The 13,333-nt window shown below is 41.5% G+C and carries 13 protein-coding genes; 9 read left to right on the forward strand and 4 right to left on the reverse strand.

Features of this window, described 5'->3' with window-relative positions:
* A partial coding sequence (locus P20439_RS08920; RefSeq protein WP_036933404.1) for a bifunctional ADP-dependent NAD(P)H-hydrate dehydratase/NAD(P)H-hydrate epimerase occupies positions 1-1,370 on the forward strand: 1,370 nt, incomplete at its 5' end.
* A 66-nt stretch (positions 1,371-1,436) separates the two neighbouring features.
* Here P20439_RS08920 and rnk read toward each other — a convergent pair.
* From rnk to P20439_RS08940, 4 genes are all read right to left on the reverse strand, one after another.
* A complete protein-coding gene (rnk, locus tag P20439_RS08925) occupies positions 1,437-1,850 on the reverse strand; it encodes a nucleoside diphosphate kinase regulator (protein WP_008113515.1) in 414 nt (137 codons plus the stop codon).
* A 176-nt stretch (positions 1,851-2,026) separates the two neighbouring features.
* Entirely contained in the window at positions 2,027-3,673 is a 1,647-nt protein-coding gene (groL, locus tag P20439_RS08930) for a chaperonin GroEL (protein ID WP_008113513.1), read from the reverse strand.
* Positions 3,674-3,722: 49 nt separating this feature from the next.
* Entirely contained in the window at positions 3,723-4,010 is a 288-nt protein-coding gene (locus P20439_RS08935) for a co-chaperone GroES (RefSeq protein WP_008113511.1), read from the reverse strand.
* 109 nt (positions 4,011-4,119) lie between these two features.
* The gene (locus tag P20439_RS08940; RefSeq protein ID WP_008113509.1) at positions 4,120-4,599 is read right to left on the reverse strand and encodes an FxsA family protein; all 480 of its coding nucleotides are present in this window, start codon (positions 4,597-4,599) and stop codon (positions 4,120-4,122) included.
* A 237-nt stretch (positions 4,600-4,836) separates the two neighbouring features.
* Between P20439_RS08940 and cutA the strand changes: the two genes are divergently transcribed.
* From cutA to mutL, 8 genes are all read left to right on the forward strand, one after another.
* Positions 4,837-5,157: a divalent-cation tolerance protein CutA gene (gene cutA, locus P20439_RS08945; RefSeq protein ID WP_008113508.1), complete on the forward strand. Its 321-nt coding sequence runs from the start codon at positions 4,837-4,839 to the stop codon at positions 5,155-5,157.
* On the forward strand, positions 5,157-6,962 hold the full coding sequence (locus P20439_RS08950) for a protein-disulfide reductase DsbD (RefSeq protein ID WP_008466293.1): 1,806 nt from the start codon (positions 5,157-5,159) through the stop codon (positions 6,960-6,962). The genes cutA and P20439_RS08950 overlap by 1 nt, the downstream gene beginning before the upstream one ends.
* Before the next feature lie 229 nt (positions 6,963-7,191).
* A complete protein-coding gene (aroQ, locus tag P20439_RS08955; protein WP_008113504.1) occupies positions 7,192-7,644 on the forward strand; it encodes a type II 3-dehydroquinate dehydratase in 453 nt (150 codons plus the stop codon).
* Positions 7,645-7,677: 33 nt separating this feature from the next.
* Positions 7,678-8,142 carry an acetyl-CoA carboxylase biotin carboxyl carrier protein gene (gene accB / locus P20439_RS08960; RefSeq protein ID WP_008466295.1) on the forward strand — a complete coding sequence of 155 codons (465 nt, stop codon included), beginning with the start codon at positions 7,678-7,680 and terminating at the stop codon, positions 8,140-8,142.
* 26 nt (positions 8,143-8,168) lie between these two features.
* Positions 8,169-9,509, forward strand: coding sequence for an acetyl-CoA carboxylase biotin carboxylase subunit (gene accC, locus P20439_RS08965; protein ID WP_008113500.1), 1,341 nt, complete (start codon positions 8,169-8,171; stop codon positions 9,507-9,509).
* A gap of 126 nt (positions 9,510-9,635) precedes the next feature.
* The gene (tsaE, locus tag P20439_RS08970; protein ID WP_008113499.1) at positions 9,636-10,103 is read left to right on the forward strand and encodes a tRNA (adenosine(37)-N6)-threonylcarbamoyltransferase complex ATPase subunit type 1 TsaE; all 468 of its coding nucleotides are present in this window, start codon (positions 9,636-9,638) and stop codon (positions 10,101-10,103) included.
* Positions 10,104-10,131: 28 nt separating this feature from the next.
* Positions 10,132-11,475, forward strand: coding sequence for an N-acetylmuramoyl-L-alanine amidase (locus P20439_RS08975; protein WP_008466296.1), 1,344 nt, complete (start codon positions 10,132-10,134; stop codon positions 11,473-11,475).
* Positions 11,476-11,505: 30 nt separating this feature from the next.
* Positions 11,506-13,332, forward strand: coding sequence for a DNA mismatch repair endonuclease MutL (gene mutL / locus P20439_RS08980; RefSeq protein WP_008113496.1), 1,827 nt, complete (start codon positions 11,506-11,508; stop codon positions 13,330-13,332).
* Position 13,333: the final 1 nt, after the last annotated feature.

A 13,333-nucleotide genomic window follows, 5' to 3' on the forward strand; every position in this document is an offset into this window, starting at 1 on the left:
CGCAGGCTGTTTTTTACTGTTGGAAAACCTTTAATGCAAAGCAAACGTTAGTTATTACAGGTAATGGAAATAATGCTGGAGATGGTTATGAGGTAGCTCGATTAATTAAACAAGCTGATAGGCATGTAGTTGTTTGTGCTATTAATCCGGGTAAAGTCTTAACCGGAGACGCGGCAAAAGCGCAAAAAAAATGGATTAATGCGGGTGGTCAGATATGTGACTTTTCGCAGGAATTACTTGATGAGTGTGATGCCATAGTTGATGCATTGCTTGGGACAGGTTTAACTAATAACGTGCATGACAAATTTGCTGAAATGATTAAAGCAGTTAATCAAAGTGCAAAACCTATCCTTAGTATTGATGTACCGTCAGGTATTAATGCAGATACTGGCTGCCCCCACGGAGCAGCCATTATGGCAACTAAAACGGTTACACTAGTTGGGATAAAACAAGGGCTCACAACGGCTACAGGGAAGCAGTATGCGGGGGATTTGCACTTCGATGATTTAGGCGTTGGCGAGCAGTTTATGAAATTAGCGACCCCTTCAGCTCAGATTATTAATATAGACAGCTTCAGACCATTGCCTGAACGCTTGGTGAGTAGTCATAAAGGCAGTCATGGTAAATTATTGTGTATAGGTGGAAACCATGGCTCTGCAGGGGCTATTAGGTTAAGTGCTGAAAGTGGATTAAGAGCTGGTGCTGGAATGGTAAAAGTATATACCCATGAACATGCCGTTTTACCTGTGAGTATCGGGCGACCAGAGCTTATGGTAACTAGTGAACATTTGGATGATGCTTTAGCGTGGTCAACGTGTGTAGTTATCGGTCCTGGTTTAGGTCAAGATGAGTGGGCCCAAAAAACCTTTGAGCGAGTTATCCGTTATTGCCAACAATATAATATGCCTACTGTTATTGATGCAGATGCCTTAAACTTATTAGCTAAGCAATCTTCTTCTTATAAATTAAGTAATACCGTGCTAACGCCTCATCCCGCAGAGGCTGCACGATTATTAGAGTTAACTACCACTGATATTGAAGCTGACCGTTTCTATTATGCTCGACAATGTGCAATTAACTTTGATGCGACCTCTATTTTAAAGGGTTCAGGTACGCTAATTGATAACACAGAGCATACTTGGGTATGTGAAAATGGTAACCCCGGTTTGGCTGTAGGAGGCAGTGGTGATGTGCTTAGCGGGATAATTGGGGCGTTAATGGCTCAAGGATTAAATAGCAGTGATGCCGCGTGCTATGGTGTTGTGTTACATGCAACGGCGGGTGATAGGGCTTGTGAACAATCAGGACAAAGAGGAATGTTAGCTAGTGATTTATTTACTCATGTAAGAGCACTGATAAATCATTTATAATTGAGCTAGTCAAAGCAGCATTGACTTGTATGTACTCGCTAATGTCTTCGCTGCTTACTTTGGCTACTATCTGTGAAGCTCACCAGCTCTTTCAGGCTGATAAATAACTTCTTTGATTGTTACTGTAACTAATCCACCGCCTGGCTTAGGCCATTCAATTTGATCTCCTTGTGAAAGGCCGAGTAGTGCACTACCGATAGGGGCTAAGATTGATATTTTGTCACCACTTGAGTCAATGTTTTTTGGGTAAACAAGCGTTAAAGTAAACTCCTCACCTGTAGATTCAACAACAAAGTTCACGGTTGAATTCATGGTTACCACAGTTGCGGGAACTTCATGCGGCTCAACTATGTTGGCTCGTCCAAGCTCTGCTTCAAGTTCTTTTTCACCCGCAAAGCTGTTTGCAGGCAACGACTCCATCAGTGCATATAATCTATCTGCATCCAGCGATGAAATGATAATTTCAGGTTTTGTATTCAACTTAATATCCTTAATCATGTTAAATAAAATTTACTCTGGGTATAGCTTGCAGGAACTCAGTTGCATTGAAATACACTGAGGTAATTTTATTGTTGTCTAGTGAATTTATTTTATCTCTATTGCTAAAAACCCAGCCGAAGCTGGGTTTTTATTTGAGCTAAGTGGTTAGGGGATGATTACATCATACCGCCCATACCACCCATGCCGCCCATGCCACCCATATCAGGAGCGCCCGCTTCTTCTTTAGGGATTTCAGCGACCATTGCTTCTGTGGTGATCATTAGTCCGGCAATCGATCCTGCAAATTGTAATGCAGAACGCGTTACTTTCGTTGGATCTAGGATGCCCATTTCAATCATGTCGTTGTATTCGCCAGTGGCTGCATTGTACCCGTAGTTACCTTCGCCGCCTTTAACTGCGTTAATAACAACTGATGCTTCATCACCTGCGTTTGTAACGATTTGACGAAGTGGTGCTTCCATCGCACGAAGTGCCACTTTAATACCGTGGTTTTGATCTTCGTTGTCGCCTAGTAAGTCTACTAATTTGCTAGCAGCACGAACTAATGCAACACCACCACCTGGTACTACGCCTTCTTCAACCGCTGCGCGAGTTGCATGTAATGCATCTTCAACACGATCTTTTTTCTCTTTCATTTCCATCTCAGTAGCGGCACCTACTTTGATCACTGCAACACCGCCAGCTAACTTAGCCATGCGCTCTTGTAGTTTTTCTTTGTCGTAGTCTGAAGTCGCTTCTTCAATTTGTGCTTTGATTTGTGCAACACGGCCGTTAATGCCGTCTTCTTCACCAGCACCATCAATGATTGTTGTGTCATCTTTAGTGATTACTACACGTTTAGCTGTACCTAAGTCTTCAACTGTTGCTTTTTCAAGCTCAAGGCCGATTTCTTCAGAAATCACAGTACCGCCAGTTAAAACCGCGATATCTTGTAGCATTGCTTTACGACGATCGCCAAAACCAGGTGCTTTAACCGCTGATACTTTTACAATACCACGCATGTTATTAACTACTAGTGTCGCTAACGCTTCACCTTCAAGGTCTTCTGCGATAATTAGTAGAGGTTTACTTGCTTTAGCAACCGCTTCTAATGTTGGTAATAATTCACGGATGTTAGATATTTTTTTATCTACAAGTAAGATAAATGGGTTATCTAGTTCAACCGCGCCTTTTTCAGCGTTGTTGATAAAGTATGGAGATAAGTAACCACGGTCAAACTGCATGCCTTCTACAACATCTAGTTCGTTTTCCAGTGATTGACCTTCTTCAACGGTGATTACACCAGTGTTACGGCCTACTTTTTCCATTGCATCAGCAATGATTTCACCAATTTCTTTATCAGAGTTAGCTGAAATAGTACCCACTTGTGCAATCGCTTTAGTATCAGCACATGGAACAGAAAGCGCTTTAAGTTCTGCAACTGCAGCAATGATTGCTTTATCAATACCGCGCTTAAGATCCATTGGGTTCATACCCGCAGCAACTGCTTTAAGACCTTCGTTTACAATAGACTGAGCAAGCACAGTTGCGGTAGTAGTACCGTCACCAGCAGCATCATTTGCTTTAGACGCTACTTCTTTAACCATTTGTGCGCCCATATTTTCAAACTTATCTTCAAGTTCGATTTCTTTTGCTACAGATACACCATCTTTGGTGATCACTGGAGAGCCAAATGATTTGTCTAGTACAACGTTACGACCTTTAGGGCCTAATGTTACTTTTACTGCGTTTGCTAAAATGTTTACGCCAGTTAGCATTTTTGCACGTGCGTCGCCTGCAAACAGTACTTCTTTTGCTGCCATGTTTAATTTCCTCTAAATTCTTAAAATGTGTGTTAAACGAAAAGTAGGTTTAGCCTACAATGCCTAAAATATTGTCTTCACGCATGATCAGGTACTCTTGACCTTCGATCTTTTCAGTTTTTTCAACATATGAGCCAAATAACACAGTGTCACCGGCTTTCACTTCTAACGCGCGAACGTCACCGTTTTCTAAAACGCGACCATTACCTACGGCAACAACTTCTCCGCGAGTTGATTTTTCAGCTGCAGAGCCAGTTAATACAATACCGCCAGCAGACTTGGTTTCTTCTTCTAGACGCTTGATGATTACGCGATCTTGTAAAGGACGAATGTTCATGTTTTTAGTTCTCCTAACAGTTTCTGAACAGTACAGAAAAAAGTGTATCTAATTTGCTTTCATTAATGGGGGTAGAGTGAAAAATTCCAAGAGAAAAAATGATAAATTTTTAATCTTTTCGCTCGTATTCACCATCTATGGTATTGGGACGGTTTTCATCTTGCTCATGATGCATAGATTGATGAGGTTGTGAAAACCCTGAAGTACTCGTTTGGTGCATACTAGCGCTCATTCTCACTGTTGCTTGGCTGGCAAGTCCTGCGGCTAATTTATTACGAATTGCAGGAGTAAGAAGCAGTAAGCCAAATACATCCGTCATAATGCCGGGTGTTAATAAAAGTACCCCTGCAATAATCACGCAAATACCGGTAAACAACTCTTTAGCCGGCATTTGCCCTTGAGCCATTTGCACTTGTACGTTTTGTAATGCGCCCATCCCTTGCTGTTTCACCATTTTCGCACCCACAATAGCGGTTAGTACCACCAAAGCGATTGTTGCGAAGCCACCTATTACGTCACTAACCTGAATTAGTAAGGCAATTTCAATAATAGGAATGATGATAAACAGCAAAAATAAAATTCTAAACATAAGACTCTCTAAAATGACACTCATTAAGGTGCTAATGAAATATAAGTGAGGGTTGTCGGGTCTATTTTCAAGCTAATAAGAGTAAGTAATAAACTTTAATGTTAGTAAAGTTATAGCTAGTGGGTTTAAGTCACTTTACTGTAAAGACCTCAAATGTTGACAGAGTTCGTGTCTACACATTATACCCGCTATCAGCTACTATGGGGCTAGACCCCCGTAAACAAGTAAAGGTTCACTATGACAACGCAATTTAAACTTATTTTTACCACTTGCAGAGATAACCATGAAGCCCGTTTATTGGCTATGGCGCTAATTGAAAAGAAACTGGCTGCTTGTGTAAATATTTTACCTGCCATGACTTCAATTTACATATGGGAAGGTGAAGTAGCCGAGGCAACTGAAGTGAAGCTGCTAATTAAAACCAAGGCCGATAAAATGAACGATGTATTTTTAACTTTGAAAGATCTTCACAGCTATGAAGTACCAGAAATACAAGTCGTTGATGTAGCAACCGGTAACTTGGCTTACTTTAATTGGATGGATGAGGTGCTTCATTAATGCGCTTTATTTTATTTTTTTTATTAAGCGTATTAATGGCGCCTGTTTGGGCAACACAAAATACCCTTGATGATTTTCTTAAACCAACTCAGCACACATTTTTACCGGTAAATGAAGCGTTTGTATTTGATTTTGATCAGCAAGGTAGTACGTTATTTGTTGGTTGGGATATCGCTGATGACTATTATTTATACAAAGATAAAATAGAAATTATTGCTAAAGGTGCCAGCATTGACTTGCCTGAGTTGGGCTCTGGTGAAGTTATTGAAGATGAGTTTTTTGGTAAAACTGAAGTGTTTTTTAATTCTCTCAGTATTATCAGCAAGCTTAGTAATGTGAGTGAAGATGGCGTTGTTAAGGTGCGTTATCAAGGCTGTGCAAAAGCAGGGCTGTGTTATCCACCTGAAATTATAAGCATTCCATTGAGTGTACTGGCAGGTGAGAATAATACTAATGACAATACCGCAACAAGTAGTGCATTCTCGGCACTTAGCCAACCTGTAGAAAAACCTGTTACTGCAGCAACACCTGAGAAAGAGCTCACCTTTACAGAGCAACTAGCTAGTCAGAGCTTAATGGTTAACCTAGCTATATTTTTTGCTGTGGGTGTAGGTTTGGCATTTACACCGTGTGTATTCCCGATGTTCCCTATTTTATCTAGCTTAATTGCGGGTCAAAAGAACCTGTCTACCAAAAAAGCATTTGCACTGTCATTTGTTTATATTCAGGGTATGGCGGTCACCTATGCTGCATTAGGCTTAGTGGTTGCTGCATTAGGCGGCCAAGTGCAAGGTTACTTACAGCACCCATATGTATTGATAAGTTTTAGTTTGCTGTTTGTATTGTTGGCTATGTCGATGTTCGGTTGGTACGAAATAAAATTACCTAGCAGTATGATGAACAAACTAACCCAAGTGAGCAATAACCAAAAAGGCGGTAATTACATTGGGGTATTCCTGATGGGGGTTTTATCAGGGCTTATTGCATCACCCTGTACCACTGCACCTTTATCAGCCGCATTATTATTTGTAGCGCAAAGCGGCGATTACTTAGTCGGTGGACTAACGCTTTACGTACTTAGCCTAGGAATGGGCTTACCACTGTTACTCCTTGGTACATCGGGAGGTAAGCTATTACCTAAAGCTGGCGGGTGGATGGAACAAGTTAAAACTTTATTTGGTTTTATTATGTTAGTTGTGCCACTTATTTTGCTAGAGCGAATTATCGATATCGAGATAATTTTATTATTAGCTGGTTTATTAGCTATCTCCACAGCGCTTTATTTTCATCATTGGCAAAGCGCCCAATCGCAAGGTAAGTTAAAAACTTTACTGTGGTTTATGGCTGTTTTATTAGTGCTCACAGGAATTAACTTAACCAAAAACTATTTTTGGCCAACACCAACAGTGAATTTGCAAACAACCTCGCAAAGCAATGAGTTTAAACATGTTGCTAACTTGGCCGAGCTTAAACAAGCCGTATCACAAGCAAATAGCGAAGGCCGCATGGTTATGGTGGACTTATACGCTGACTGGTGTGTAGCGTGCAAAGAGTTTGAGCATTACACATTTCCTGACCCGCAAGTGCAAAGTGAGTTTAGCCATTACCAATTGATTCAAATTGACCTAACCCAAAGCGATAATGAAACAATTGAGCTTATGGAAGCATACTCAGTGTTTGGTTTGCCGAGTATTTTATTCTTCAATACCCAAGGTGAAGAGTTAAGTGCACAACGTGTAACTGGCTTTTTAAATGCGGATGATTTTGCTAAGCACCTAGCTGCAGTGCGTGCCAGCGCTGAATAATCATTCTATATGGTACAACATTATATTAATGTTGTGCCATATCACTTCCCTCAAAGCATGTCCCCATAATAGAGATTAGACCAGTATTTTGCTGCTATTTACTTCGAAATCACTATAATAGTTGGTTAACGTGAGAAATTGTTGCTATCTTACTTTTTTCTGCTTACTTTTTAGAGAAAAACTAGTTAGTAACCGCTTAACTCATTACTTATAGGATATATCGCGTATTATGGCTGCAAAATTAAAGATTTTAGTTATAAATGGCCCAAATTTAAACATGCTAGGAAAGCGTGAACCTGATAAGTACGGTTCGCATTCTTTAGAGCATATTATGAGCGAGTTAAACAGCGCTGCTAATAGTTTAGGTGTGGCATTAACGCATTTCCAAAGTAATAGTGAGCAAGCGCTCATTGAACGCATTCATGATGCTTGGCAAGCGGTTGATTACATAATAATTAACCCAGCAGCATTTACGCACACAAGCGTCGCATTACGTGATGCATTGCTAAGTGTTGATATTCCGTTCTTTGAAGTGCACTTAAGTAATGTGCATGCACGTGAAACGTTTCGCCATCATTCTTATTTTTCTGATGTGGCGCAAGGCGTTATTTGTGGATTAGGTGCAATGGGTTATCACGCTGCTTTAAATGCAGCAGTCAGCCGATTGCAAAACTCAAACTAAATTTAAACTAACAAACTAATAGGCGGGCCGTTTATGGATATTCGCAAGATCAAAAAACTAATTGAATTAGTAGAAGAATCAGGTATTGCAGAACTAGAAATCACTGAAGGTGAAGAATCAGTACGTATTAACCGTAACAACATGAGTGCCGGTCCTGCGTACGCGCAATTTGCACCACAGCAATACGCTCCAGCACCGGCTCCAGTAGCGGCTGCACCATCAGCACCTGCGGCCATGGAATCTGAAGCACCTGCAGGGCCTACAGGTCATCAAGTTAAGTCTCCTATGGTAGGTTCTTTTTATGCAGCAGCTTCTCCAGAAGCACCAGCATATGTTGAAGTGGGTTCTCAGGTTAAAGTTGGCGACACACTATGTATCGTTGAAGCAATGAAGATGATGAACCAAATTGAGTCAGATAAAGCCGGTACAGTAAAAGCTATTTTAGTAGAAAACGGCGAGCCAGTAGAATTTGATCAACCTTTATTCATCATTGAATAATAGCGCAACGTAAAAGGCCAACTCTCATGTTAGATAAAGTAGTCATTGCAAACCGAGGTGAAATTGCACTTCGTATATTGCGCGCCTGCAAAGAGCTTGGGATCAAAACGGTTGCTGTGCATTCAACGGCGGATCGCGATCTTAAGCATGTATTGCTAGCAGATGAAACCATCTGTATTGGTAAACCTGCAGCAACTGAAAGTTACTTAGACATTCCACGCATTATTGCCGCAGCAGAAATTACTGATGCGGTCGCTATCCACCCAGGTTATGGTTTTCTTGCAGAAAATGCAGATTTTGCCGACCAAGTTGAGCAAAGCGGTTTTGTATTTATCGGTCCTCGTGGCGACACTATTCGTCTAATGGGCGATAAAGTATCGGCAATCGAAGCGATGCGTAAAGCGGGTGTTCCGTGTGTACCAGGTTCTGATGGTCCGGTATCGGATGATAAAGAGCGCAACATGCAAATTGCTAAGCGTATTGGTTACCCGGTAATTATTAAAGCAGCTGGTGGTGGCGGTGGCCGTGGTATGCGTGTTGTTCGCAACGAAGCTGAGTTAATCAATTCAATTGCGCTAACGCAACAAGAAGCGAAACAGTTTTTTGGCAACAGCATGGTTTACATGGAGAAATTCCTTGAAAACCCACGCCACATTGAAGTACAAGTATTGGCCGACGGTCAAGGCAATGCGGTTCACTTAGGTGAGCGTGATTGTTCAATGCAACGTCGTCACCAAAAAGTAGTGGAAGAGGCGCCAGCGCCAGGCATTACTGCAGAAGTACGTAAGTTCATTGGTGAGCGTTGTACACGCGCATGTATCGAAATTGGTTATCGTGGTGCGGGTACGTTTGAGTTTTTATACGAGAACGGTGAATTTTACTTCATTGAAATGAACACCCGTATTCAGGTTGAGCACCCAGTAACTGAAATGGTCACCGGTGTTGATTTAATCAAAGAGCAATTAAAAATTGCCGCTGGTCAGCCTTTATCATTCACTCAAGAAGATGTGGTTATTCGTGGCCATGCTATTGAGTGTCGTATTAATGCTGAAGATCCAGAAACCTTTATTCCATCACCTGGTAAAATTACCCGTTTTCATCCAGCTGGTGGTTTAGGTATTCGTTGGGACAGCCATATTTACGCTGACTACACCGTTCCTCCACATTACGATTCAATGATTGGCAAGCTAATTACTTACGGTGAAAACCGTGATGTAGCTATTGCCCGTGCACGTAATGCACTTAATGAACTCGTTATCGATGGTATTAAAACCAACACCCCACTGCATAAGCGTATTCTTGCAGATGAAAACTTCAAAAATGGTGGTACAAATATCCACTATCTTGAGAAGAAATTAGGGCTGTAAAGTCTATGCTAATTAAAAACCGGCTTAAGCCGGTTTTTTTATCTTTAAAAAAGAGGCAGTATCACCTTAAATAAATAATCTGGTATGATTAACAAATATGCGCTTTTCGTAAATTTTGAGGTAATCATGTCGTGTAGTTTTAATTTTCATTTAGTCGATGAAAATGCCACTGTTGCTATGGGTAATAAATTAGCTGCCATAATAGAACAGGGCGCAGTTATTTATTTGCATGGTGATTTGGGGGCAGGTAAAACGACATTTACTCGCGGTATAGTGCAAGGTTTTGGTCATACAGGTAAGGTTAAAAGTCCCACTTATACACTTGTTGAGCCCTACGAACTTGCGCGTGGCAATGTTTATCATTTTGATTTATACCGATTAGGTGACCCAGAAGAGCTTGAATTTATGGGGATTCGTGATTATTTTTCAGCAACGGCAATTTGTATTGTTGAGTGGCCGGAAAAAGGTGGAGAATTTATCCCTGTTCCCGATCTAAATGCTACGCTAAGTTATGTAGGTGACGAGCGTAAAATTGTTATTAACAGCGCCAGTGAGCGTGGTGTAGCAATTGTCGAAAAACTAAATAATAGATAATAAAATAGTTAAGGCAGTGATTATCAAAATGAGTCGTGGTTTAGTTAAACTTTTTATTTACCTCATGGTTTTTACAGTGAGCTTGCCATTGTGGGCGCAAAACACTATTAATAGTGTGCGTGTTTGGCCATCACCTGATAGCACTCGGGTGGTGTTTGATCTCGACGATAAACCCGACTTTAGTTACTTCATGTTAAAAAACCCAAGCCGTTTAGTCGTTGATTTAGAAAATACCGATGAGTTGAAAACATTGCCAGGTGTGCCACCAAAACACCAAATTGTTAGTAAGTTACGCTACTCAAAACCTAAAAATAAACACAGCGTGCGTTTAGTGTTTGAATTAAGCGGACCGGTCAAGCCTGTGGTATTTGCGTTGGCACCTACGGGGCCTTATAAAAACAGGTTAGTGGTCGACTTATACGACAAGAGTCAATCTCAAGGGGCGGTCAGTCCGGCACAAACGGCAGCTAAAAAACGCCAGTTAAGCCAAGAACGCGACATTGTTATTGCCATTGATGCAGGCCATGGTGGTGAAGATCCAGGCTCCATTGGTCCTTCAGGTACTTACGAAAAAGACATCACTTTACAAATTGCCAAGCGTTTAGAGCGCATGATTGATGCTGAGCGCGGTATGATTTCGCGTATGGTTCGTAGTGGCGATTACTTTGTAAAACTTAATACACGTACTAATCGTGCTCGCCAGAAAAAAGCCGATTTTTTTGTTTCTATTCATGCTGATGCGTTTACCAGTCCAGGGCCAAATGGGGCTTCGGTATGGGTGTTGTCGTTGCGACGCGCCAACTCAGAAATAGGTAAATGGATTGAGGATAAAGAAAAGCACTCTGAGTTACTTGGCGGGGCCGCTGATGTTATTAAAGATGCTGCTAATGAAAAGTACTTAGCGCAAGCCTTGCTTGATATGTCGATGGATCATTCAATGAAAACAGGGCTTAATGTTGCAGATGAAGTAATAAAAGAATTAAGAAAAGTAGCAAAAATGCATAAAAAGGCACCGCAACATGCCAGTCTTGCAGTATTAAAGTCGCCAGATATTCCGTCTATTTTAGTTGAAACTGGGTTTATCTCTAATCCACGTGAAGAGCGACTGCTTAAAAGTGCCAACCATCAAGAACGTTTGGCTAAAGCCATGTTTACCTCAATTAAAAATTACTATTTGCGCAACCCACCCGACGACTCTCTGTTTGCGTCATTAAAGTCTCAATACCCAACAAAGCACAAGGTACGTCCGGGGGAGTCATTGAGTATGTTGGCAGGGCGATATGGTGTCAGTATTAATCAAATTAAACAGGTTAATAAGCTCAGTTCAAATACGCTATTTATTGGTCAAGAACTTGATATTCCTCAGAGTTAATTTTAAAAGCGCACAACATTTAGGGTTTTTATGAGTATTGAAATATTACCTGCGCGCTTGGCAAATCAGATTGCGGCGGGTGAAGTTGTTGAGCGTCCTGCATCGGTGGTTAAAGAGTTAGTAGAAAATAGCCTAGATGCAGGCGCGACACGTATTCAAATAGATATTGAGCGCGGTGGTCATAAGCTGATTCGAATTCGTGATAATGGCTCAGGGATTGCAAAAGAGGAGCTCACATTAGCGCTCTCTCGCCATGCTACCAGTAAACTAAAGTCGCTAGACGACTTAGAAAATATTTGTTCTCTAGGCTTTAGAGGCGAAGCTCTCGCGTCCATTAGCTCAGTATCTCGCTTAACTTTAAGCTCTAAGCCCGAACAGCAAGAAGCTGCTTGGCAAGCCTTTGCACAAGGCCGAGATATGGCCGTGGAGGTAAAGCCTGTGGCACATCCCAGCGGTACTACAATTGAAGTAAAAGACTTATTTTTTAATACCCCAGCACGGCGTAAGTTTTTACGTACCGAAAAAACCGAGTTTAGCCATATTGATGAGCTTATAAAGCGGATTGCGCTGAGTCGCTTTGATGTATCAATTACGTTAACTCATAACGAAAAAGTAGTACGGCAATATCGCGCTAAAACCGATCCTGCTCAAGCGATTACACGAGTTGCCCAAGTCGCGGGTAAAGCGTTTGCTGAACAGGGACTACATATCCAATCAGGCGAATCAGGGCTGCAACTACATGGTTGGGTGTTGCCAGTTGGCTCGGCCAATACCACACAGTACACCTATGTAAATAATCGTATGATGCGCGATAAACTTATTTTGCATGCTATTCGCCAAGCATTTGAAGAGGTCAGTGGTGAGCAAGAGTTACCTGGGTTTGTGATTTATATTGATATAGATCCACGTCAAGTAGATGTGAACGTACATCCTGCTAAACATGAGGTGCGCTTTCATCAAGGGCGCTTAGTACATGACTTTATTTTACAAGCGATTAAACAAGTTGTTGTGCCCCTGCAAGCTGAGTTTGTTAATTCGCCAGCCGCTCACACGCATCATTCACCGGTTACATCGTTTAACCAAGAACACACGACCAATAGTGAACTTTTTGATTATCCTAAGTCGTCATTACAACCAAGTCATTCGCCATCTACAAGCGGTGCCTCTTATAATGGCAGTCGTCAGGGCGGAGGCGGACAGGTGCGTGCCGAAAGCCAAAATTACCATGACGTAAATGCGTTTTATCAGGGCGTGAATGAGCAACAAGCGCAGCACTTTGATAATGCGGCAGCATTTGTGCAATCTAATGAGACGCAAGTATCAGATACAGCACTGCGCACTGTCGATATAATAACCATTGAACAGGGCGTTTGTGTGTTCAATGATGCAAACCAACTTTATTGTTCACACTTTAAATATGTGCTAGCAGATGATTGGCTTGCACAAATTAAAGAGCAAGGCAGCCTTGAGGGCAAAGCATTGTTATTACCCGTGCGGGTTAACGTATCAAAACAGGATACTGAGATGCTGGCTGCGCAACAATCATGGTTTACTTTGCTTGGTTTTGAACTTTTAATTGAAAAACAGTTTGTTATGGTTAAAAAATTGCCTGTTTGCTTGTACTTACTTGATGTGAGTGCCGCAGTAGATGCCTTACTTGAGGGGTGTAAAGCCCAATTAGAAAGTATTGATAAGTGGTTAGCGTGGCAGGTAAATGTAATACCCACACGGTTCTATGCCAGTAATGCCTTTGCAGCACAGCAAACTCGCTTACAAAATAATGCGCAAACAATTGAACGTTTACGTGAAAAAGCGGTTAAAATAGAATTAAAGTCTTATCTAGCGCAATTTAATTAGG

The sequence above is a fragment of the Pseudoalteromonas sp. BSi20439 genome (assembly GCF_000241165.1).
GTDB lineage: Bacteria > Pseudomonadota > Gammaproteobacteria > Enterobacterales > Alteromonadaceae > Pseudoalteromonas.

What these genes read in the sequence shown, in the direction of transcription:
- accC (WP_008113500.1), top strand. Translation starts at nt 8,169, where the DNA reads ATGTTAGATAAAGTAGTCATTGCAAACCGAGGTGAAATTGCACTTCGT.
- groL (WP_008113513.1), bottom strand. Translation starts at nt 3,673, where the DNA reads ATGGCAGCAAAAGAAGTACTGTTTGCAGGCGACGCACGTGCAAAAATG.
- P20439_RS08935 (WP_008113511.1), bottom strand. Translation starts at nt 4,010, where the DNA reads ATGAACATTCGTCCTTTACAAGATCGCGTAATCATCAAGCGTCTAGAA.
- cutA (WP_008113508.1), top strand. Translation starts at nt 4,837, where the DNA reads ATGACAACGCAATTTAAACTTATTTTTACCACTTGCAGAGATAACCAT.
- accB (WP_008466295.1), top strand. Translation starts at nt 7,678, where the DNA reads ATGGATATTCGCAAGATCAAAAAACTAATTGAATTAGTAGAAGAATCA.
- aroQ (WP_008113504.1), top strand. Translation starts at nt 7,192, where the DNA reads ATGGCTGCAAAATTAAAGATTTTAGTTATAAATGGCCCAAATTTAAAC.
- tsaE (WP_008113499.1), top strand. Translation starts at nt 9,636, where the DNA reads ATGTCGTGTAGTTTTAATTTTCATTTAGTCGATGAAAATGCCACTGTT.
- P20439_RS08950 (WP_008466293.1), top strand. Translation starts at nt 5,157, where the DNA reads ATGCGCTTTATTTTATTTTTTTTATTAAGCGTATTAATGGCGCCTGTT.
- P20439_RS08940 (WP_008113509.1), bottom strand. Translation starts at nt 4,599, where the DNA reads ATGTTTAGAATTTTATTTTTGCTGTTTATCATCATTCCTATTATTGAA.
- mutL (WP_008113496.1), top strand. Translation starts at nt 11,506, where the DNA reads ATGAGTATTGAAATATTACCTGCGCGCTTGGCAAATCAGATTGCGGCG.
- P20439_RS08975 (WP_008466296.1), top strand. Translation starts at nt 10,132, where the DNA reads ATGAGTCGTGGTTTAGTTAAACTTTTTATTTACCTCATGGTTTTTACA.